Raw genomic sequence first — 20,202 nt, 5'->3', positions numbered from 1 at the left:
CGCTGGCCGTGGTCGGCGCGGGCACCTGCGCGACCTACGGCGGCATTCACGCCATGGAAGGCAATCCGACCGGCTGCATGGGTCTCGCTGATTATCTCGGCTGGGACTGGAAATCGAAAGCCGGGCTGCCGATCGTCAATGTGCCAGGCTGCCCGGTGCAGCCGGACAACTTCATGGAGACCCTGCTGTACTTGCTGTACCAACTGGCGGGTCTCGCGCCGATGATTCCGCTCGACGAAGCGCTGCGGCCCAAGTGGCTATTCACCCGCACCGTTCACGACGGTTGCGACCGCGCCGGCTCCTACGAGCAGGCGATCTTCGCGAGCGAATACGGCAGCCCGAACTGCATCGTCAAGCTCGGTTGCTGGGGACCGGTCGTGCAGTGCAACGTGCCCAAGCGCGGATGGATGGCGGGCATCGGCGGCTGTCCGAATGTGGGCGGCATCTGCATCGGCTGCACCATGCCGGGCTTCCCGGACAAGTTCATGCCCTTCATGGACGAGCCTCCCGGCGCAGTGCTGTCGTCGAACCTCATCAAGAGTTATGGCCCGCTGATTCGCAGTCTGCGAAAACTGACCAACAACACGCTCAACGACGAACCGAAATGGCGTCACAACGGCGCGAAACTCACTACCGGGTACCGTCGCTGAGCAGGCGCAATTTGACTCGTCAGCATCGTTAGCATTGTCAGCAGGGAGAAGGTCATGGCTGTCAGCACCGCACCTGAAGCGAACACCACCATCCAGGCAGCGCCGGGCAAACTGGTCGAGATGAACTGGGATCCGATTACGCGGATCGTCGGCAGTCTGGGGATTTACACCAAGATTGACTTTGCGAACCGCCGTGTGGCGGAGTGCTACAGCACATCGTCGATCTTTCGTGGCTACAGCATTTTCATGAAGGGCAAGGACCCGCGCGACGCGCATTTCATCACGAGCCGTATTTGCGGCATCTGTGGCGACAATCACGCAACCTGCTCAGTCTACGCGCAGAACATGGCATACGGCGTGAAGCCGCCGGCGATAGCCGAGTGGATCGTCAATCTCGGCGAAGCGGCCGAATACATGTTCGATCACAACATCTTTCAGGACAACCTGGTGGGCGTGGACTTCTGCGAGACCATGGTCAAGGAGACCAATCCGGGCGTGTGGGCCAAGGCGCAGAAAGCGGCCGCGCCGCATGCGGAAAAGCATGGCTATAAAACCATCGCCGACATCATGACGGCGCTCAATCCGTTTACGGGCGAGTTCTATCGCGAGACGCTGATGGTCAGCCGTTACACGCGCGAGATGTTCTGCCTGATGGAAGGGCGGCACGTGCACCCGTCGACGTTGTATCCCGGCGGCGTAGGCACGGTGCCGACCATCCAGTTGTTCACCGACTACATCACTCGTTTGATGAAGTACGTCGAGTTCATGAAGAAGGTCGTGCCGTTGCACGACGATCTGTTCGACTTCTTCTACGAAGCGCTGCCCGGTTACGAGGAAGTGGGCCGGCGCCGCATTCTGCTCGGTTGCTGGGGCTCGTTCCAGGATCCAAACGTATGCGACTACAGCTACAACACGATGACGCAATGGGGCCGCGGCATGTTCGTCACGCCGGGCGTGGTGGTGGACGGCGAACTGGTGACGACCGATCTGGTGGACATCAACCTGAACATTCGCATTCTGCTAGGCAGCTCCTATTACGACGACTGGGATCACGAAGAAACCTTCGTGAAAAACGACCCACTTGGCAATCCGGTGGACCGCAAGCACCCGTGGAACCAGACCACGCTGCCCCATCCGCAGAAGCGCAAATTCGACGGCAACTACACGTGGGTCATGTCGCCGCGCTGGCTCGATAAACGCACGGGCGACCACCTCGCGCTCGATACCGGCGGTGGTCCGATCGCGCGCCTGTGGGCCACGGCGCTGGCGGGACTGGTCGATATCGGCTATATCAAGGCGACCGGTCATAGCGTGAAGATCTATTTGCCGAAGACAGCGCTCAAGCCCGAAGTCGAATTCGAATGGAAGATTCCTAAGTGGAGCAACGCGCTCGAACGTGATCGCGCGCGCACCTATTTTCAGGCCTATTCGGCGGCAGCGGCATTGTATTTCGCGGAGCAGGCGCTCGCCGAGTTGCATGCGGGACGAACACGCACGTTCAGCGATTTCAAGGTGCCTGAAGAGGGCATCGGCTGCGGCTTCCATGAAGCGGTACGTGGTGTGCTATCGCATCACCTCGTGATTCGCGACGGCAAGATCGCCAACTATCATCCGTATCCACCTACGCCATGGAACGCTAATCCGCGCGATGTCTACGGCACGCCTGGACCCTACGAGGACGCGGTGCAGAACACGCCGATCTTCGAAGAGAACGGCCCCGACAAATTCAAGGGTATCGACATCATGCGCGCGGTGCGCAGCTTCGACCCGTGCCTGCCGTGCGGCGTGCATATGTATGTGGGCAACGGCAAGACCATCGACACCTCGCACTCACCGACCTTCGGTGTGATGCAGGGAGCGCACAAATGAGCGGACAAGCCAGCGACCAGCGTGCGGTCGCCGCCCAGCAACACCGCATCGAGGAACTGATTACGGCGCTGGAAGCGCTCGACGATCCAACTGCGCGCGAGAGCGCTCAGGAACTGCTGCAGGTGGTGCTCGATCTGCATGCGAACGGGCTCGCGCGTCTGATGGAAATCGTCTCGGGCTCGGGCGCATTGGACGACGCCATGGTCGAAGCGTTCGAACGTGACGCGGGTGTCTCGGCGCTGCTGCTTTTGCACGGCTTGCATCCGCAAGAGTTGCCGACGCGCGTGTCGCGCGCGGTGGAGAAGATGCGGCCGCTGCTCGGCGTGCAGGGGATCCAGATCGAGTTGCTCGACGCTGCGGAAGAAGCGGTGCGCTTGAAGGTGTCCGGCCGTCTGCAAGGCAAACACAACTCAGTCGGCGAATTGCAGCAGGAAATCGAGCATGCCATTTTTGAAGCGGCGCCCGAGGCGATGCGCGTCGACATTGCGGGTTTGCAGGACGTCAACGTGCACGAACTGCGTTTCGTGCCTACCCCGCACACTGAGCATACCGAAGTAGCCAGCCGGACCGAGGCCGGCGCGCAATGACACCCGCCGCAACGACGCGCGGCTGGGTCGCGCGCGTGCGCCATTTCGTGCGCAAAGCCGACAACCTGCGCTGCGAATTGTGCGGCGCGCAGTTGCTGGCCGACCATCCTCACCTGTTCGAAACGGACAAACGGCAACTGTGTTGCTGCTGCCGCGCCTGTGCGCTGCTGTTCGGCAATCAGCAGAATGCGCGCTACCGTCCGGTGCCGCGCGATGCGCGTTATCTCGACGGTTTTCGCATGAGCGACGCGCAGTGGGACGCGCTGGCGATCCCCATCGACATCGCTTTCTTCTTTCACGACAGTTCAGCACAACGTATTGTCGCGCTTTATCCCGGACCGGCAGGTGGCACGCAATCGCTGCTGGAGTTGCAGGCCTGGGCCGAACTCGTCACCGTAAACCCGTGGCTCGCGCAACTGGAGCCCGACGTCGAAGCGCTGCTTGTGAACCGCAGCGAAGGCACGCGTGAGTACTATCGCGTGCCGATCGACCAATGTTATGCGCTGACCGGCGTGATTCGCGCGCGCTGGCGCGGCGTATCGGGCGGCCGCCAGGCGTGGGAGTCGATTCATCACTTCTTTGCCGCGCTGAAGACCCATGGCCGCGTACCGGAGGGCTTGCTCCATGCCTGATCTTGCGTTCACTGTCGAGTCAGCGGAAGTGGTGCCGTTTGCTGCGGCACCGCTGCTGATGTTCAAGCTGCATATCGTTGACACCGCGGTGGACATCCGGGCACACGGCGAGATCGCCAGCATCACGCTGCAATGCCAGATCCAGATCGAGGCCACGAAACGCCGCTACGCGCCCATCGAGCAGTACGGACTCGAAGACCTGTTCGGTGCACCACCCCGGTGGGGCCAGACGTTGCGCACGATGCTGTGGACACACGCGTCAGCGGTTGCGCCACCTTTTACCGGCGAATGCATGCTCGATCTGCCCGTGCCATGCACTTACGACTTCAATGTGGCCGCCACCAAATATTTCCACGGACTTGAAGAAGGCGAGATCCCGCTGATGCTGCAATTCAGCGGCACGGTGTTCTATCGCGAGACCGATGGCGCATTGCAGGCTGCGCCGATTCCTTGGCACAAGGAGGCAGCGTACCGTCTGCCGGTCGCGCTATGGCGCGACATGATGGCTCGCTATTACCCGAACGGCGCTTGGCTATGCATGCATCGCGATGTGTTCGATCGCCTCTCGCGCTTTAAGACCCGCCGGGGTCTCACGAGTTGGGAGCAGGCGATCACGAGCCTGCTCGACAAGCTCGAGGAGGACATATCGTGAACGCGGTTGAGAGTGTGGTGCAGGCGGTGCTGTACGAAGGCTACATGCTGTATCCGTACCGGCCGACTTCGGTGAAGAACCGGCAACGCTGGACCTTTGGTGGCGTTTATCCGCGCGTCTATGCGGAAGCGTCGGGCAGCGATCCGTGGGTGACGCAAAGCGAGTGTCTGCTGCGCGGTGACGAGCATACGCGCGTGGCAGTGCGGCCCGGATTCTTGCAGGTGATCGAGCGGATGGTGCTGGATATAGCGGACAGTGCCGCTGTGCGGCCGGAGTCGGGTGAGCCTGCGTGGCGCAAGGTGCCCGTGCTCGACATCGACGAACGGCGCTATACGCCGTGGCAGGAAGCGGCGGAAAGGCATATCGCGCTGCCAGTGCTGGCGCTAGGCGACTTGCTGACGGCTCAGCACGAAATTCCATTCACATTCGATGCCGGCAGCGAACTCGAACCGCTGGCGGACCGGCACGGCGCTCTGCGTGGCGCGTTGCGCCGTACCCGTGCGTCGCTGCAAGGCCGGGTCGAAGTGAGCGTGGGGAGCGTGTCGGCCGGCGCGGGCGGCGTCTATCGACTGAAAGTGCGCATCGTCAACGAGACGCCGCTCGATCATGCCCGCAGCCTGACGCGCGACGCCGCTTCGCTGTACGCACTGGTTTCGTGCCACACCGTGCTGAGCATCGAGCGCGGCACATGGATCTCGTCGATCGATCCGCCGGACGACCTCGCGGCCGCGTCGGCTGCGTGCCGCAATATCGGCGTATGGCCGGTGCTGGTCGGTGATGAACAGCAGCCCGACACGATGCTCGCCTCGCCGATCATCCTCTACGATTTCCCGCAGATCGCGCCCGAAAGCGCCGGCGATCTGTTCGACGCGACGGAGATCGACGAGATTCTCACGCTGCGCATTCTCACCATGACGGACGAAGAAAAGCGTGAAATGATTGCCACCGACGAGCGCGCTCGCGCCTTGCTCGCGCGCACTGAGGGTCTGGGTGCCGAACAGATGCAGAAGCTGCACGGCACCTTGCGGCAGGTGCGCGGGCTCGACGCCACGAGCGTGGGCGCGTCATTCTCGTCGGAAGAGACTGCCATGCCCGTTTCGCCATGGGCCGAACTCGACGCACGGCCGCATCTTGCCTGCGTGCGGGCGGCAGGCGTGGAAATCCGGATCGGAGATCAGGTGCGCTTGCGGCCGCGTGGCCGCGCGGACATCTTCGATATCGCGTTGAGCGGCATGGTCGCGACGATCGAATCGATCGAACGCGATTTCGACGACCACGTTCATGTCGCCGTGACCATCGACGACGACCCTGGCAAGGACTTCGGCACGCAGCGCATGCCGGGCCATCGCTTCTTCTTCGGCCCGGACGAGATCGAACCGCTCGGCCAGGCTACAGGCATTCGGCGGGGACCCGTATGAGCACGATTCTGGTGGCCGGCATCGGCAACGTGTTTCTCGGCGACGACGGCTTCGGTGTCGAAGTGGTGCGGCGTTTGCAGGAACAGTTGGCCGCGGGGGAATTGCCGGCGCTTGCGGCCGGCGTGAATATCGCCGACTTCGGTATTCGCGGCGTCGATCTGTGTTATGCGCTGCTCGACGGCGTGGACAGCGCGATTCTGATCGATGCGACGCAGCGCGGCGGCCCGCCCGGCACGCTATATGTGATTGAGCCATCCATAGAGGGTCCGGGCTGCGCGGCAAGCGGTGATCCATACGCGGCGCCTATCCTGATGTCGCCGCACGAAATGGACCCGGCCAAGGTGCTGGAAACCGTGCGCATGTTGGGCGGCGGTTGTGAGGATATCGTCGTGCTGGGCTGCGAGCCGCTGGATTTCGGCTGTGAAGATGGCGAAGAAGGACGGATGAGTTTGAGCCGCCCGGTGGCGGCGGCGGTGGAGCGGGCCGCAGAGGTGGTGGTGCGACTCGTCACGGCGAGACAGGAACAGCGCGCCTCGCACGTGGCATAGCATGCAGGCTACGCGACAGCCCGTCGTGGATACGGTGCGAAATAATTGAAGCGGGAGACATCATGAAAGGATTTCTAAAGTACCTCTTGTTGCCAGCCCTGGTGGTCGGCGTATTGGCGAATATGAAGGATATCAAGCGATATATCCGTATCCGCAACATGTAGGCGACGGCGGCCAGGGAGAGGGCGATGAGCACCCATGCACAGCCTGACGGACAGGGTTCGACCCAGCATCCGCCGGTCGTGGGACCGGTCGGCGAAGAAATCCGCGTGCGCGGACTGGTGCAGGGCGTTGGCTTCCGGCCGACCGTGTGGCGACTCGCGCATGCGTGCGGCGTGGTCGGCGACGTGCGCAACGACAGCGACGGCGTGTTGATTCACGCATGGGGCGACGCGCGGACGTTGCAGCGCTTCATCGACGACCTGAGCACCGAGTGTCCGCCGCTCGCCCGGATCGACGCGATTGAGCGGCATCAATTGAACGAGGCGGCCGAGGCGAACGACTTTCGTATTGTGCCGAGCGTGAGCGGTCATGTGCAAACCGGCGTCACACCCGATGCGGTCATCTGCGCCGACTGCGCGGCGGAAATCGCCGACCCGACGAATCGCCGCTATCGTTATCCGTTTACAAACTGTACGCATTGCGGACCCAGGCTTTCGATCGTACAGGCCATTCCCTACGATCGCGCCACCACGACGATGGCGGCGTTCGTCATGTGCGATGCGTGCCGCTCGGAATACGACGCCCCCACCGACCGGCGCTTTCACGCACAACCGATTGCATGCCCGGCATGCGGCCCGCGTGTCTGGCTGGAGAGCCGTGACGGTGTGCGTGTCGAAGGCGACGACCCATGCCGCGCAGCGCACCAGTTGTTGCGGCACGGCACGATCCTCGCGATCAAGGGACTGGGCGGCTTTCAGCTTGCTTGCCGTGCAGACGACGAAACAGCAGTTGCGCGATTGCGGCGACTGAAAAAGCGCGAGCGCAAACCCTTCGCGCTGATGGCGCGCGATCTGCAAGCGGTGCGCCGCTATTGCACGCCGTCCGAAGCCGAACACAAGCTACTCCTTAGCGCGGCCGGACCTGTCGTGATCATGCGCGCTGATGGTGCCGAAAGTGTCGCCGCGAGCGTAGCGCCGGGTATCGGCACGTTGGGGTTCATGCTGCCGTCCACGCCGCTGCACCGGTTGCTGATGGAGTCGATCGATTCCGCGCTGGTGATGACTAGCGGCAACACCAGCGACGAGCCGCCGTGCACCGATAATTCGGACGCCCGCGCGCGGCTCGGCCGTATCGCCGATGTCTTCCTGATGCACGATCGCGACATTTCGCGCCGGGTAGACGATTCCGTGACCCGTGTGGTGCAGGGTACGCCGCGTATCGTGCGGCGCGCGCGCGGTTATGCGCCCGCGCCGCTGCTGTTGCCCGAAGGCTTTGCCGGTAGCCCGGCAGTGCTGGCCATGGGCGGCGAACTCAAGAATACCTTCTGCCTCGCGCGCGACGCGCAGGCGATCCTCTCGCATCACATTGGCGATCTGGGAGACGCGTTGACGTATGCGGACTATCGTCGCGCGGTGGCGCAGTATCTGCGCCTGTTCGAGCATGAGCCGCAGGCCATCGCGCTGGATCTGCATCCCGAGTATCTGTCGCGCAAGATTGGTTACGACCTCGCGCAAACCTCTCAAATTCCCGTGGTCGAAGTGCAGCATCATCACGCGCATCTTGCGGCCTGCATGGCCGAAAGCGGTGTCGCGTTCGATGCGTTGCCGATGCTCGGCGTCGCGCTCGACGGACTGGGGTACGGCGACGACGGCACGCTGTGGGGCGGCGAATTCATGCTGGCGGACTATCGCGGCTACACGCGGCTCGGCCGGTTCAAGCCGGTGGCGATGCCTGGCGGCACGCGCGCTATCGACGAACCGTGGCGCAATGCCTATGCGCATTTGCGGGCGGCATTCGACTGGCACGATTTCACGCGGCACTACAGCGGCCTCGACGTGCATCAGTTCCTGAGCAGGCGTCCGCGCGCCGCGCTCGACTCCATGATCGCGCAGCACGTGAACAGTCCATTGGCGAGCTCCGCAGGACGTCTCTTCGACGCGGTGGCGGCCACGCTCGGCGTGTGCCGCGAGCGCGTGCTTTACGAAGGGCAGGCCGCGATCGAACTGGAGGCGCTCGTCGATCAACGCACGCTGCGAAACGATAGCGACGTCCACGCATACCCGTTCGAGCTGACCAACGCCGTTCCGGGCGGTTTGCGCTGCCTCGAACCGAGACCAATGTGGGAAGCCTTGCTCGACGATCTGTTGCGCGGCACACCGGTGCCGGTGATTGCGGCGCGTTTTCACAAGGGCGTGGCGATTGCAATCGTGCGGATGGTGGAGTGTCTTGCCGATCTGCTCACGGACGCAGCCGACGCGCGCAGCGTCGCGCTATCGGGTGGCGTGTTCCAGAATTGCATCCTGTTCGAGCAGGTTGCAACGCGCCTTGGGGAAGCGGGTTTTCACGTGCTGACGCACCGGCAGGTGCCGACCAACGACGGCGGATTGTCGCTCGGGCAGGCGGTCGTCGCGGCAGCGCTGCGACGCGACAGGGTTTGACGCGGGTGTGGGGTAGCGGCCAAGAAGTGCATTGAGGGGGGAGAGCGACATGTGTTTGGGCATCCCAGGGCAGATCGTCGAAGTGACCGATGCGGCGAACGATCTTGCGCTCGTCAACGTAGGCGGTGTGCGGCGCGTGATCAACATCGCGTTTGTGATCGACGAAGACCGGCCGGCGAGCGCGTGCGTCGGCGAATGGGTCCTGGTGCATGTCGGCTTTGCGATGAGCCGGCTCGACGAGCAGGAGGCGGCGCTCACGCTTGCACTGCTGCACGAGTTGGGCGTCGCGCAGGGCGAGATGGATGAGCTGCGCAGTGCGCCGTGAGGGCGCCAACATCAGCACACGGAGACCGGCCATGCCCGAACATGAAATGCTGAAAGCGCTGTATCCGTTCCTGCATGGTGCGCATCAGGACGCGGACCGGCTCGACGCTGCTTTGCTCGAATCGGTGCGTCGCAAAGCGCAGGACAGCGTCGACGCGAAGACGCAATTCTTCGAAGAGAGCGCCCCAGAGGTCGTGCGCATTGCGCACGCCATTGCCGACGTGTATCGCACCGACGGTCGGCTCTTCGCAATGGGCAACGGCGGTTCGAGTTGCGACGCGGCGCATATTGCCGTCGAGTTTCTGCATCCCGTGACGACGGGACGCCCCGCGCTTACTGCCATCAATCTCGTCGCCGACATGGCCATGCTAACGGCGGTCGGCAACGATGTAGGCTTCAATCACATTTTTGTACGGCAACTGGTTGCGCAGGCGCGGCGCGGTGATGCGCTGATCGGCGTGTCGACGAGCGGCAATTCGGAGAACCTGCTGGCCGCGTTCGCGAAGGCGAAAGAGATGGGGTTGCTGACCGTCGGACTCTCCGGTCACGATGGTGGGCGCATGTCCACGAGCGGCGCGCTCGATCACTGCCTCGTGGTGAGAAGCGACAGTATCCATCGCGTGCAGGAGACTCATGTCGCGATTTATCACATTCTCTGGGACCTCGTGCATACGTTGCTCGCCGACGACCGCGGAGGTCTCGGTGCTTCGGCCACGGCGCCCGCGGAAGACGCGCCATGAAATACGTCGATGAGTTCCGTGACCCGGAAAAGGCGAAAACCCTCGCCAGGGAAATCCGTGCGCTGGTGGCCCGCATCGAACGAGCGAAGCAGCGGCCACTGCAAATCATGGAAGTTTGCGGTGGGCACACGCATACGATTTTCCGCTACGGCATCCAGCAATTGTTGCCAGACGCTGTCGAATTCGTTCACGGTCCCGGCTGCCCTGTGTGCGTGCTGCCGATGGGCCGCGTCGACGATTGCGTCGCTTTGGCGGAGCGCCCTGAAGTGATCTTCACGACGTTCGGCGACGCGATGCGTGTACCGGGTTCGAAGAAAAGCCTGCTGAAGGCGAAAGCCGACGGCGCTGACGTGCGGATGGTCTATTCGCCGCTCGATGCACTGAAGATCGCGCAACTCAATCCGGACCGGGAAGTAATCTTCTTCGGCCTTGGCTTCGAGACGACTATGCCGAGCACCGCGATGACCGTCTTGCAGGCACACGCGAGAAAGGTCATGAATTTCTCGCTGTTCTGCAATCACATCACAATCATTCCGACCATCAAGGCGATTCTCGATTCGCCGGACTTGCACCTCGACGGCTTTCTCGGTCCGGGACATGTCAGCATGGTGATTGGCACCCGGCCTTATGACTTCATTGCGCGGCACTATCGCAAGCCGATCACGGTCGCTGGATTCGAACCGCTCGACGTGATGCAATCGATGTGGATGGTACTGAAGCAGATTGCGGAAAACCGCTGCGAGGTCGAGAACCAGTACGGGCGGATCGTGCAGGAAGACGGTAACGTGCAGGCTTTGTCGGCGGTGACGCGCGTGTTCGAGACGCGCGAGTTTTTCGAGTGGCGCGGACTGGGCTCGATCGATCATTCCGGCGTGAGGGTGCGCGAGGCGTTTGCGCAATTCGATGCCGAGCGCAAATTCGCGGTGCCGAACCTGAAGATCGCCGACCCCAAGGCATGTCAATGCGGCGAGGTGCTCAAGGGCGTGATCAAACCGCATCAATGCAAGGTTTTCGGCACGGCCTGTACGCCCGAGTCGCCGCTCGGCTCGCTGATGGTCTCGAGCGAAGGTGCCTGCGCGGCGTACTACAACTATGGACGAATCGACACGTCGCGTATCGACGGGCGGCTAAACGCGCGGAAAGCGGCGGCCCCAGTCGCGACACGTCCAGGCGCGGGCGGCAATGCTGAAACGGCTGCGATCACAGAAACGGCCGCCATATCCACCGTGCGAGGCGGCCTATGAACGATCGTTCTGCCACGCCGATCGAAGCGGTTGCGCCGCACCGCGTGCGGCGCGTGCGCGATGCGTCCGTCAATCTCGCGCACGGCAGCGGCGGTCGCGCAATGCGCGATCTGATCGAAGACGTGTTCGTGTCGACCTTTGACAATCCCACGCTCGCTGCGCTGGAAGATCAGGCCGTCTTCGCGCTCGCCGATTTCGCCACACGCGGCGACCGTCTTGCCTTCACGACCGACAGTTATGTGGTCGATCCACTGTTCTTCCCGGGCGGCGATATCGGCTCACTAGCCGTATCTGGTACGGTCAACGATCTGGCGGTGTGCGGCGCAATGCCCTTGTATCTGTCGTGCGCAGTAGTGATCGAGGAGGGGTTTTCCGTCGATCTTCTGCGTCGCGTCGCTGCGAGCATGCAGCGCGTCGCGCTCGAAGCCGGCATCGCGATCGTTACGGGCGACACGAAAGTGGTGGAACGCGGTTGCGCTGACAAGCTGTTCATCAATACTTCGGGCATTGGCGTAGTACGCCACGGCGCGTCGATCTCAGCGCGCAACGCACGTCCCGGCGACGTGGTGATCGTCAATGGATATCTGGGCGATCACGGCGCGGCGATCCTGGTCGCGCGTCAGCAGCTTGCACTGGAAGCGGACATAGAGAGCGATTGTTGTCCCCTCAACGGCCTGATCTCGGCGATGCTCGACGCGTGCCCGCAGATTCATTGCCTGCGCGATGCGACGCGCGGCGGTGTTGCGACCGTGCTCAACGAATTCGCGCAGAGTTCGAACGTAACGATACGGCTCGATGAGGCCGCGTTGCCCTTGCGTGAGCAGGTGCAGGGCGCCTGCGAGATCCTCGGGCTCGACCCGCTGTATCTGGCTAACGAAGGCAAGCTGGTGGCGGTCGTACCCGCCGATGCCGCTGAACGCGTGCTTGCAGCCATGCGCGCTAATCCGGCAGGACGTGAAGCCGCAGTGATCGGCACGGTCGAAAGGAGCGAGGCGCAGGTGGATGGACTCGTCGTCATGCAGACGGTGTTCGGCGGCCAGCGTATCGTCGATATGCTGGTGGGCGAGCAGCTGCCGCGTATCTGCTAAGGAATCGAAGAGAGCGCCATGCATGAGTTGAGTATTGCGAGCAGCGTCGTCGAGATTTGCGCGGAACAGGCGCACGGTGCGCGCGTGCGACGCGTGACGCTGGAGATCGGGCGCTTGTCGGCGGTGATGCCGGAGGCGATCCGGTTTTGCTTCGACGTATGCGCGAAAGACACGGCCGTAGAAGGCGCGGCACTGGACATTGTCGTGATGCCGGGCGAGGCACGCTGTCTGGCGTGCGGTGCGACGCTTGCGGTCGACGTGCCGTACGGGCAATGCGCATGTGGGAGCGAGAATCTCGAACTGATTTCCGGTCAGCAGTTGAAGATCCGGCAGATGGAGGTGGTGTGATGTGTACGACGTGTGGATGCTCGAATTCGAAGGGCGCGGCGGTGACCGATCTGGATGCGGTGGACGCAGTGGAGAGCAATGCTCAGTCGCAGTCGAAATCGGAGCGGGACGCCGGGGGAGTGGGTGGGGTCGAAGCCGCCTATCGGCGAGTCGACGAGCATCGTCATGCGCGTCTGAATACGCACACGCAGAGTCACTCGCATTCTCACGCTCACGGCCAGCACGATTCGGATGACCATGCTCATCATCACGAGCACGGTGATGCCCATGCTCATTTCCACACTCATGAGCACGAGCATTCCCACGACCACGCAGACGGCCACACTACATCCATCAAGCTGGAACGCGACATCCTTGCAAAAAACCAGCTATTGGCCGAACGCAATCGCGGCTGGCTCGCGGGTCGATCGATACTCGCGCTGAACCTGATGAGTTCGCCAGGCGCCGGCAAGACGACATTGCTTGAACGCACGATCCATGATCTGGATGGCACGTTCCCGATGACGGTGATCGAAGGCGATCAGGCCACGTTGAACGACGCGGAGCGGATTCGCGCGACCGGCGCGCGGGTGGTGCAGATCAACACCGGCACCGGATGTCATCTCGATGCGGAAATGACGTCGAGGGCGCTGACGCAACTCGATCCGCCTTTGCATTCGGTGGTGATGATCGAAAACGTCGGCAACCTGGTGTGTCCGGCGCTATTCGATCTCGGTGAAGCGGCCAAAGTATTGATTCTGTCGGTGACTGAAGGCGAGGACAAGCCGATCAAATATCCGCATATGTTTCAGGCGTGCTCTTTACTGTTGCTGAACAAGATCGACTTGCTGCCGCATTTGCGCTTCGATGTCGAGCGTTGCATCGAATTTGCGAAGCGTGTGAACCCTCAGTTGCAAATACTGCAGGTCTCTGCGCAAAGCGGCGAGGGCATGGAAGCGTGGTACGGTTGGTTGCGAGCGAGAGCAACATCCTGCGGGGAATAGATCGGAGCGCTCACGCCCGGATAAACCCGTAGCGTTGCCAGTTCCGCTTTACCGATCCGCGAGCCGCCCCGAGATCGCGCGTACCATCACCGCGCCGATCGCCATGAATGCCGCAACGGCATAGAGACCGATGCGGTTGTCGTGTGTCGCGACATTGAGCCAACCGACCATATAGGGCGAAACAAAGCCCGCCAGATTGCCAACGCAGTTAATGCCGGCGATGCCCGCCGCCGCGGACGTACCCGCGAGAAATGCCGATGGGATCCCCCAGAACAGCGACAGCGCCGACAGGATGCCCGCAGCAGCAACACTCAGCGCGATCACCGCGAGCACCGGTTGATGCCCGACGTAGCCGCTCGCGGCAAAACCCGCTGCACCGATCACGAGCGCCACCGAGAAGTGCATGCGGCGCGAGCGGAATCTGTCGGCGCTCATGCCCGTCAGGATGATTGCGGGAATCGCGAGCAGGTACGGAATCGCGGAGAGCCAGCCGATCAGAGAGACTTCCGTGAGGCCGCTGTCCTTGATGATCGACGGCAGCCAGAAGCTTATGCCGTAGAGGCCGATGATCTGGCAAAAATACACGGCGCACAGTTTCCAGATGGTCCTGTCGGTGAGGAAGGCGCTAGCGCTGGCGTGCGTGGTTTTCTCTGCGTCCTCGCGTTCGATCGCCTGGGTGACGCTCCACTTCTCGTCGTCGGTGAGCCACTTCGCCTGATGTGGCTTGTCGACCATCAGCGCGAGTACCGCAAGGCCCGCGACCAGGGCCGGAAACGCTTCAAGCAGGAAGAGCCATCGCCACGCTGCCATCGTCGAATGCGTGAAGGCGCTGAGAATCCAGCCCGACAGCGGGCCGCCGACCACGCCGGCGAGCGGAATCGCGATGTAGTACACGCCGAGCGCGAAGCCGCGCTTCTTCGCGGGGAACCAGTAGGTGAGGTAGAGCATGATGCCCGGCGAAAAGCCTGCCTCGGCAACGCCCAGGAAGAAGCGCACGATGTAGAACTGCAACGGCGTCTTCACGAAGAGCGTGAGCGCCGAGACGATCGCCCACGTGATCATGATGCGCGCGATCCAGCGGCGGGCGCCCACACGGTGCAGGATCAGGTTGCTCGGTACTTCAAAGATGAAATAGCCGATGAAGAAGATGCCGGCGCCGAAGCCATAGACAGCGTCGCTGAAGCCGAGGTCGGAGAGCATCTGGAGCTTCGCGAACCCGACGTTCACGCGGTCCAGATACGCGCACAGATAACAGACCACAATGAATGGCATGATGTGCCACGTGATCTTCCGGTAGACGTCGGCGCGCGAAGAGGGCGCCACGCCGAGGGTATCGCTGATATGGATCATGTCTCCTCCGTCGCCCTTTGGCGGGCGTTTAGAGAGTGGCGGCCCGCACGCCCGAAGGCGTGCGGGCGATGCGTGCTTTAGCTCGCCAGCTTGTGTGCCGGAACGTCCAGCTTCATTTCCGCGCGGAACATGTCTTCCATTTCGCGGCGCACGCGCACGGACTCCTTGCCCGCGTCGAACGCGACGTCGCTCCAGCGCACCGGCTGGCCCGCCGCGACCGGACGTTGCAGCACCATGTTGTGTGCGAGGCCGATCGGGAGGGCGCCAAGCAGCAGCGAATCGGCTGCGGGCATCAATTTGCCGTAGACGGTGTGGCCGCCTTCGCCGTCGAGGCGCTCGCCTGCGCGCAGGTCGCGCTTGGCGGTCGCCGCGACATCGCCGCTGAAGCCCCCCGTCGCACCGGTCGCCTCGCCGCGTACGGCGATGCTGGCAACCGACACGCCCAGTTCCAGCCCGATCAGGTGATACGGCTTGTACATCGCGGCGTAGCGACCGGTGTTGTCGGTCTTCAGGCCGTATTGGGAGAAGCAGTCGCGCACGTAGTCGGTCGGCGCCTCGAAGACGGCGTAGACGCCCCAGCGCAGGTCGCGGAATACCGGCCGACCGTCGCGTTCCAGCGACGACACCACTTCCACGCTGCCGCGATGAGGCAGGATGCCGCCGTCGGAGCGGGGACGCAGCAGTGTCGGCAGGTCGTCGACGCCGCAGGCGGGGAACGCGAGGCCGTCGGATGGCGGACGCAGATCGCATGCATTTGCGACAGCGGCCATTTCGAGTGCGGACTTCGTGCCGTCGAGGAACGAGTTGAACATCTGCGCGTTGAAGTCGCCCGAGCCGACCTGTTCTTCGGTGAAACCGTAGTAACCCCAGACGGTATCTGGGGTCGACTGGTGATAGACCGGCAGGTACTTGGTGCCCTTGCCTGCGCAGATCACTTCGAAGCCAATCGTGCGTGCCCAGTCAACCAGCTCGGCGATCAACGCGGGCTGGTCGCCCGAGGCCATCGAATAGATGATGCCTGCCTCGGCCGCGCGGCGGGCGAGCAGTGGCCCGGCCAGCACGTCCGCTTCCACGTTCACCATCACAATGTGCTTGCGATGCTTGCAGCACAGGAGCGCGTGATGGATGCCGGCGGCGGGGCTGCCCGTCGCGTCGATGACGATGTCGACGTAGTCGCTCGCGATCATCGCGTCGGCGTCGTCGGTGATGAAGGTCGAGCCGTTCCTGATTGCGTCGCTCCACGAACCTGCGCTGTAGCGCTCCGCTTCCCATCCCACGCGTTGCAAGGCGGCACGCGCACGGTCTGGCGAAAGATCCGCCACCCCGACGAGGTGAATGCCCGGCGTGCGCGGCGCCTGTGCCAGATACATGGAGCCGAATTTTCCGGCGCCGATCAGCCCGACCTTGACCGGCGCTCCGGCTTCTGCACGGGCTTTGAGTTTCGCGATGAGCGACATGGTGTCTCCTTCGTTTTGAGAGGTGTTGTTCGGCGCGCGCTGGCACCGCGCTGTGCCCGATGACCGGTTTCGCGATCGCGCGAGTTGAAACCAAGATAGCAGGCTATTTCTTGCAATAGAATGAGCAAATCTACAACTACGCTGTGCAAAAATCCCCATGCGCCAGTTCGACTGGGACGACATTCAGGCTTTTCTCGCGATTTCACGTGCGGGGCGGCTCACCGCGGCCGCGCAACAGATGGGAGTCGATCATTCGACACTGAGCAGGCGTATCGCTGCGCTGGAGACGGCGCTCGGTGTGCGGCTATTCGACCGCCGCTCGGTCGGCTTCGTGCTGACGGCCGAAGGCGAACGCGTCCTCGCAGACGCCGAAGCGATGGAGAGCTTCGCGATGCGCATGCGGCATCGGCTGGAGGACGCGTCGGTCGGCTTGACCGGAAGCGTGAGAGTGGGCACGCCGGAGGGCTTCGGCACTTATTTCCTGGCGCCGCGGATCGCGAAGATCTCGGCCGCGCACCCCCAGCTTGAAATCGAGCTGATCGCGAATCCGCGGATGTTCAGCCTCTCCAAACGCGAAGCTGATCTGGCCGTGAGCATGACGCGTCCGCCGCAGGGGCGCGTCTACGCGCACAAGCTAACCGACTACACACTCGGCATTTATGGCTCGCGTGGCTATGTGGCGGCGCATCTTCCGATCAGAGACCGTTACGACGTGCTTGCGCATCCGTGGATCGGCTACGTTGAAGATCAAATGTGGTCGGCGGAACTCAACTACATGCCGCAGATTTCGGCGTCGCTCGTGCCGACCGTGCGCATCTCGAATGTGATCAGCCAGATGGCCGCAGTGGCAGGCGGTGCGGGGCTAGGTGTGCTGCCGTGCTTCATGGCGCGCACGGATCCCGATCTCGTGCGCCTGCTCGCGGACGAGATCGAGTTAACACGGTCGTATTGGCTCGTCACTCACGCGGAGACGCGCGACGTGGCAAGAGTCAAGCTGCTCGCCGATTTCATTCGCTCGGAGGCGGAGCGATTGCCTGACTTTTGGGGCAAATGAGTTGTCTTGCGTGTAATGTCCGGCGCTCGGTCCGTCGAAGTGGCGACGCTTCGGCCTACTGCAATGGGGCGTTCATTGTGCACCTCCTTCTGAGACCTCGATAAACATTGGGATTTGTCCTTCCCCATCATTGCGACACGGACGATGTTTGCGCGATAAGGCCGCTGTAACCGCATCGCTGCGCAGATCGCTCGCACGAATTTGCCAAGGAGCGTCGGGCATCACCTGCTCGGCGGGCAGAACCCGATCGTTGATCAACCGGCGGATTGCGTGACTGGTGACGCCGAGCAGTTTTGCGGCTTCGAACATCGTCAGCCATTCTCCATCCTTCTCAGCTGACCTATACGCATGGATGTCCCGCACTCGTCGTATTGAACTGACACGATGCGCGGTCCAGGTCTTGCCCTGGCCTGTGCGTAGCCCCATCCGGTTCAACGACGCGGCGATGTCCTGATCTGACCATCGGCTCGCCATGCTACGAACGACCGCGAGCGCCTCGTCAGAGGTGCTGCACCCATGTTCGCCCGTTCTGGGCTTGCGAATTCGTAGCTGGGAGTGCTGACCGCCATGCCAGTGGATCGTCAGCATGACTTCGCGAGCCGTTTCGTCAACGTCTGCAACAATATCGACGATGAGCGCGCGGACTAGTTGTTGGCGAATGCGCATGGTCACGCCCGGCGCGTTCCAGGCTGCCTGGAGATTCTCAGCGAGCTTTGCGAAGTCAGGCGGCACTGCCTCTGCCATTTGCGCTCCTGCCGTCTCCAAACGCGCCTGGCAGGCCTGTACCCGACGTAATGCTGCTTCCCAGTTCTTCTCCAATTGTGCGGCAATCAAACGATTATCGGGGTCGCAAGCGGCGTAGCGCCGCTCAGCGAGCGTTGCCTCATACTGCGCTTGTTGCAGTTCGAGTTCTACGATCCGCCGCTGCTCGTTCAGGATGTCCATTTGCATATGCTCGGCATGCTGGGCTGCTTCAATTGCCAAGGGCTCCACGACACGCAGAAGTTCGTTTCCGATGGCGGCATCGATACGGGAACCGCCGAAGCTCATGCATCGCGGCGGTTTGTCAAAGCGGTGACATCGATACACGGCCTGCGGGATTCGACCAGTATAGGCCACCGACAGGCGGCGCCCACAGCGCGCGCAAGCGAGCAGGCCAGCGAGCAACGCACGTCCACCACGGCTCGATTTTACGTCGCCGGCCTTGCCGTAGGCGTTGGCCGAAAGCTGTTTCTGGTTGCGTTCGAATTCCGCCCAATCGATGTAGCCTTCGTGATGCTCCCGGAGCAGGACATCCCATTCCTCAAACGGCTTGGGATGCTTATAGCTCTTGCGCGCGCGCCCATCTACTATCGTCATCTGTTTGCCACTCTTGCCGTACACGTATGCGCCCGCATAGAACGGATTCTTGAGTACCGAGATCACATTGCGGTAGCGTACGAGTATCCAATCGAAGTGCGTCAGCGTCCTACCGTCAGAGGGACGCGGGAAGTGGACCTGTTGAGCTTGTAGCGACAACAGGACCTGTCTTGCGCTGCCGAGTTCGCGGAAACGTACGAATATTAGGCGTATGACTTCCTGCAACTGCAGGTTTGGATCGATGCCCAAGCCGACTTCACGATGCCAGATATAGCCGATCGGCACACTGATGCGAAGCTCACCGCGGTGTGCTTTCTGCCGCTTGGCGTCGTGCATGCGGGTACGAAGCACATTGAGCTCAAACTCACTGATACTGCCCTTCATGCCAAGCAGCAAGCGGTCGTTTGCCCGGCACGGATCGTACACACCGTCGAGGTCGATTACGCGCGCTTCGACAAGCCCGCAAAGCTCGAGAAGATGGTGCCAGTCGCGCCCGTTTCGAGCGAGACGTGAGGCGTCCGCGCATAGTACCGCTCCGACCTCGCCTGCACAGAGCAACGCGACCAGACGCTCAAAGCCCGGTCGAGCCACCATGCCGCTCGCTGAGCGCCCCAGGTCGTCGTCGATGACTTCGATGTCACGGAATCCGCGTCGCTTGGCCTCCTGTACAAGGTCGTACTGTCGGCGCTTGCTCTCAACGTTCATCTGGACCTGCGTCTGGGTCGATTGCCGGACGTAAACCACGGCCTTACGCTTCAGTAGCAGCGGGGGCAAACGTTCATCGTTATTCATCGTCACGCTCCTTTGCTAGCGCGACTCCGGCGCCCTGCGCCAGCAGGCTTGCGAGGTGTCTGATGACGTTTGAACGCTGCACCGGGCTCATCCCCTGAAGCTCGACCGAGTCGAACGTCATGTTCATCTGGCGCGATATCGGTTGCAACGACTGCGGGTCTGCCGGAACGACGTTTGGTGGCTTGTGCATTGCGCTTCTCCCGGACGATGGTGGAATCGTCCGGTGAGTTTCCGCGCAAATGTCGATCGATAAGAAGTCGGTGCAGATTGCACAAGGCCGCTACGCTGACGCGCGGCTCGCCGAGAACCAGAGCGGAGCACGCGGCAGCATCCAACATCCATTCGGCAATGACCTTAATCTCGCCGTTGCCCGCATCGATATGGACGACCCGACCTCCGCCGCGCTGCTCAACATCTCGAACCTTGACGCGACGACGAAACAGCGGATGCCAACGATAATTGACTTCAACTTCTTGCCCGATATGGGCAGAATGATCGGGAACTGGC

20 protein-coding genes and 1 pseudogene are annotated in these 20,202 nt (G+C 62.3%); 17 read left to right on the top strand and 4 right to left on the bottom strand.

Annotated features, from left to right (window positions below; all coding sequences use genetic code 11):
* The 15 genes and pseudogenes from WCA85_RS04915 to hypB form a co-directional block, all read left to right on the top strand.
* Positions 1-650, top strand: a pseudogene (locus WCA85_RS04915) (hypothetical protein); the annotation flags it as partial.
* Between the two features lie 54 nt (positions 651-704).
* Positions 705-2,519 carry a nickel-dependent hydrogenase large subunit gene (locus WCA85_RS04910; RefSeq protein WP_424062042.1) on the top strand — a complete coding sequence of 605 codons (1,815 nt, stop codon included), beginning with the start codon at positions 705-707 and terminating at the stop codon, positions 2,517-2,519.
* Complete coding sequence (locus WCA85_RS04905) at positions 2,516-3,106, top strand: NifU family protein (RefSeq protein WP_424062041.1); 591 nt, start codon at positions 2,516-2,518, stop codon at positions 3,104-3,106. Before WCA85_RS04910 ends, WCA85_RS04905 begins: the two co-directional genes overlap by 4 nt.
* Entirely contained in the window at positions 3,103-3,738 is a 636-nt protein-coding gene (locus WCA85_RS04900; RefSeq protein ID WP_424062040.1) for a DUF5947 family protein, read from the top strand. Before WCA85_RS04905 ends, WCA85_RS04900 begins: the two co-directional genes overlap by 4 nt.
* The gene (locus WCA85_RS04895) at positions 3,731-4,390 is read left to right on the top strand and encodes a DUF6084 family protein (RefSeq protein ID WP_424062039.1); all 660 of its coding nucleotides are present in this window, start codon (positions 3,731-3,733) and stop codon (positions 4,388-4,390) included. The genes WCA85_RS04900 and WCA85_RS04895 overlap by 8 nt, the downstream gene beginning before the upstream one ends.
* Positions 4,387-5,808, top strand: a complete 1,422-nt coding sequence (locus WCA85_RS04890) for a hypothetical protein (protein ID WP_424062038.1) — start codon at positions 4,387-4,389, stop codon at positions 5,806-5,808. Before WCA85_RS04895 ends, WCA85_RS04890 begins: the two co-directional genes overlap by 4 nt.
* Positions 5,805-6,356 carry a hydrogenase maturation protease gene (locus WCA85_RS04885; protein WP_424062037.1) on the top strand — a complete coding sequence of 184 codons (552 nt, stop codon included), beginning with the start codon at positions 5,805-5,807 and terminating at the stop codon, positions 6,354-6,356. Before WCA85_RS04890 ends, WCA85_RS04885 begins: the two co-directional genes overlap by 4 nt.
* Before the next feature lie 62 nt (positions 6,357-6,418).
* Positions 6,419-6,520: a DUF6893 family small protein gene (locus WCA85_RS04880; RefSeq protein ID WP_370707810.1), complete on the top strand. Its 102-nt coding sequence runs from the start codon at positions 6,419-6,421 to the stop codon at positions 6,518-6,520.
* Between the two features lie 24 nt (positions 6,521-6,544).
* A complete protein-coding gene (gene hypF, locus WCA85_RS04875) occupies positions 6,545-8,956 on the top strand; it encodes a carbamoyltransferase HypF (protein ID WP_424062036.1) in 2,412 nt (803 codons plus the stop codon).
* A 49-nt stretch (positions 8,957-9,005) separates the two neighbouring features.
* The gene (locus WCA85_RS04870; RefSeq protein WP_424062035.1) at positions 9,006-9,281 is read left to right on the top strand and encodes a HypC/HybG/HupF family hydrogenase formation chaperone; all 276 of its coding nucleotides are present in this window, start codon (positions 9,006-9,008) and stop codon (positions 9,279-9,281) included.
* Between the two features lie 31 nt (positions 9,282-9,312).
* On the top strand, positions 9,313-10,020 hold the full coding sequence (locus WCA85_RS04865) for a D-sedoheptulose-7-phosphate isomerase (protein ID WP_424062034.1): 708 nt from the start codon (positions 9,313-9,315) through the stop codon (positions 10,018-10,020).
* The gene (gene hypD, locus WCA85_RS04860) at positions 10,017-11,264 is read left to right on the top strand and encodes a hydrogenase formation protein HypD (protein ID WP_424062033.1); all 1,248 of its coding nucleotides are present in this window, start codon (positions 10,017-10,019) and stop codon (positions 11,262-11,264) included. The genes WCA85_RS04865 and hypD overlap by 4 nt, the downstream gene beginning before the upstream one ends.
* Positions 11,261-12,352 (top strand): hydrogenase expression/formation protein HypE, encoded by a 1,092-nt coding sequence (hypE, locus tag WCA85_RS04855; protein ID WP_424062032.1) that lies wholly within the window; start codon positions 11,261-11,263, stop codon positions 12,350-12,352. The genes hypD and hypE overlap by 4 nt, the downstream gene beginning before the upstream one ends.
* Before the next feature lie 18 nt (positions 12,353-12,370).
* The gene (gene hypA / locus WCA85_RS04850) at positions 12,371-12,700 is read left to right on the top strand and encodes a hydrogenase maturation nickel metallochaperone HypA (protein ID WP_424062031.1); all 330 of its coding nucleotides are present in this window, start codon (positions 12,371-12,373) and stop codon (positions 12,698-12,700) included.
* Positions 12,700-13,683 (top strand): hydrogenase nickel incorporation protein HypB, encoded by a 984-nt coding sequence (gene hypB, locus WCA85_RS04845; RefSeq protein ID WP_424062030.1) that lies wholly within the window; start codon positions 12,700-12,702, stop codon positions 13,681-13,683. Before hypA ends, hypB begins: the two co-directional genes overlap by 1 nt.
* Positions 13,684-13,731: 48 nt before the next feature.
* On the opposite strand, the gene WCA85_RS04840 is transcribed toward hypB, so the two are convergent.
* A complete protein-coding gene (locus tag WCA85_RS04840) occupies positions 13,732-15,033 on the bottom strand; it encodes an MFS transporter (RefSeq protein ID WP_424062029.1) in 1,302 nt (433 codons plus the stop codon).
* 77 nt (positions 15,034-15,110) lie between these two features.
* Positions 15,111-16,490, bottom strand: coding sequence for an NAD(P)H-dependent oxidoreductase (locus WCA85_RS04835; protein ID WP_424062028.1), 1,380 nt, complete (start codon positions 16,488-16,490; stop codon positions 15,111-15,113).
* Positions 16,491-16,647: 157 nt separating this feature from the next.
* Here WCA85_RS04835 and WCA85_RS04830 point away from each other — a divergent pair, with 157 nt between their 5' ends.
* Complete coding sequence (locus WCA85_RS04830; protein WP_424062027.1) at positions 16,648-17,544, top strand: LysR family transcriptional regulator; 897 nt, start codon at positions 16,648-16,650, stop codon at positions 17,542-17,544.
* 72 nt (positions 17,545-17,616) lie between these two features.
* Here WCA85_RS04830 and WCA85_RS04825 read toward each other — a convergent pair whose 3' ends face one another.
* Entirely contained in the window at positions 17,617-19,695 is a 2,079-nt protein-coding gene (locus tag WCA85_RS04825) for a recombinase family protein (RefSeq protein WP_424062026.1), read from the bottom strand.
* On the bottom strand, positions 19,688-19,885 hold the full coding sequence (locus WCA85_RS04820) for a hypothetical protein (RefSeq protein ID WP_424062025.1): 198 nt from the start codon (positions 19,883-19,885) through the stop codon (positions 19,688-19,690). Before WCA85_RS04820 ends, WCA85_RS04825 begins: the two co-directional genes overlap by 8 nt.
* 70 nt (positions 19,886-19,955) lie before the next feature.
* On the opposite strand from WCA85_RS04820, the gene WCA85_RS04815 reads away from it, so the two are divergent.
* The coding region (locus WCA85_RS04815; RefSeq protein ID WP_424062024.1) for a hypothetical protein at positions 19,956-20,202 on the top strand (247 nt) is incomplete at its 3' end.

Origin of the sequence: Paraburkholderia sp. (assembly GCF_049581445.1) — a bacterium.
Taxonomy (GTDB): domain Bacteria; phylum Pseudomonadota; class Gammaproteobacteria; order Burkholderiales; family Burkholderiaceae; genus Paraburkholderia.
Note: the sequence above shows the minus strand (reverse complement) of the source record. Positions and strands in the feature narration are given on the sequence as shown.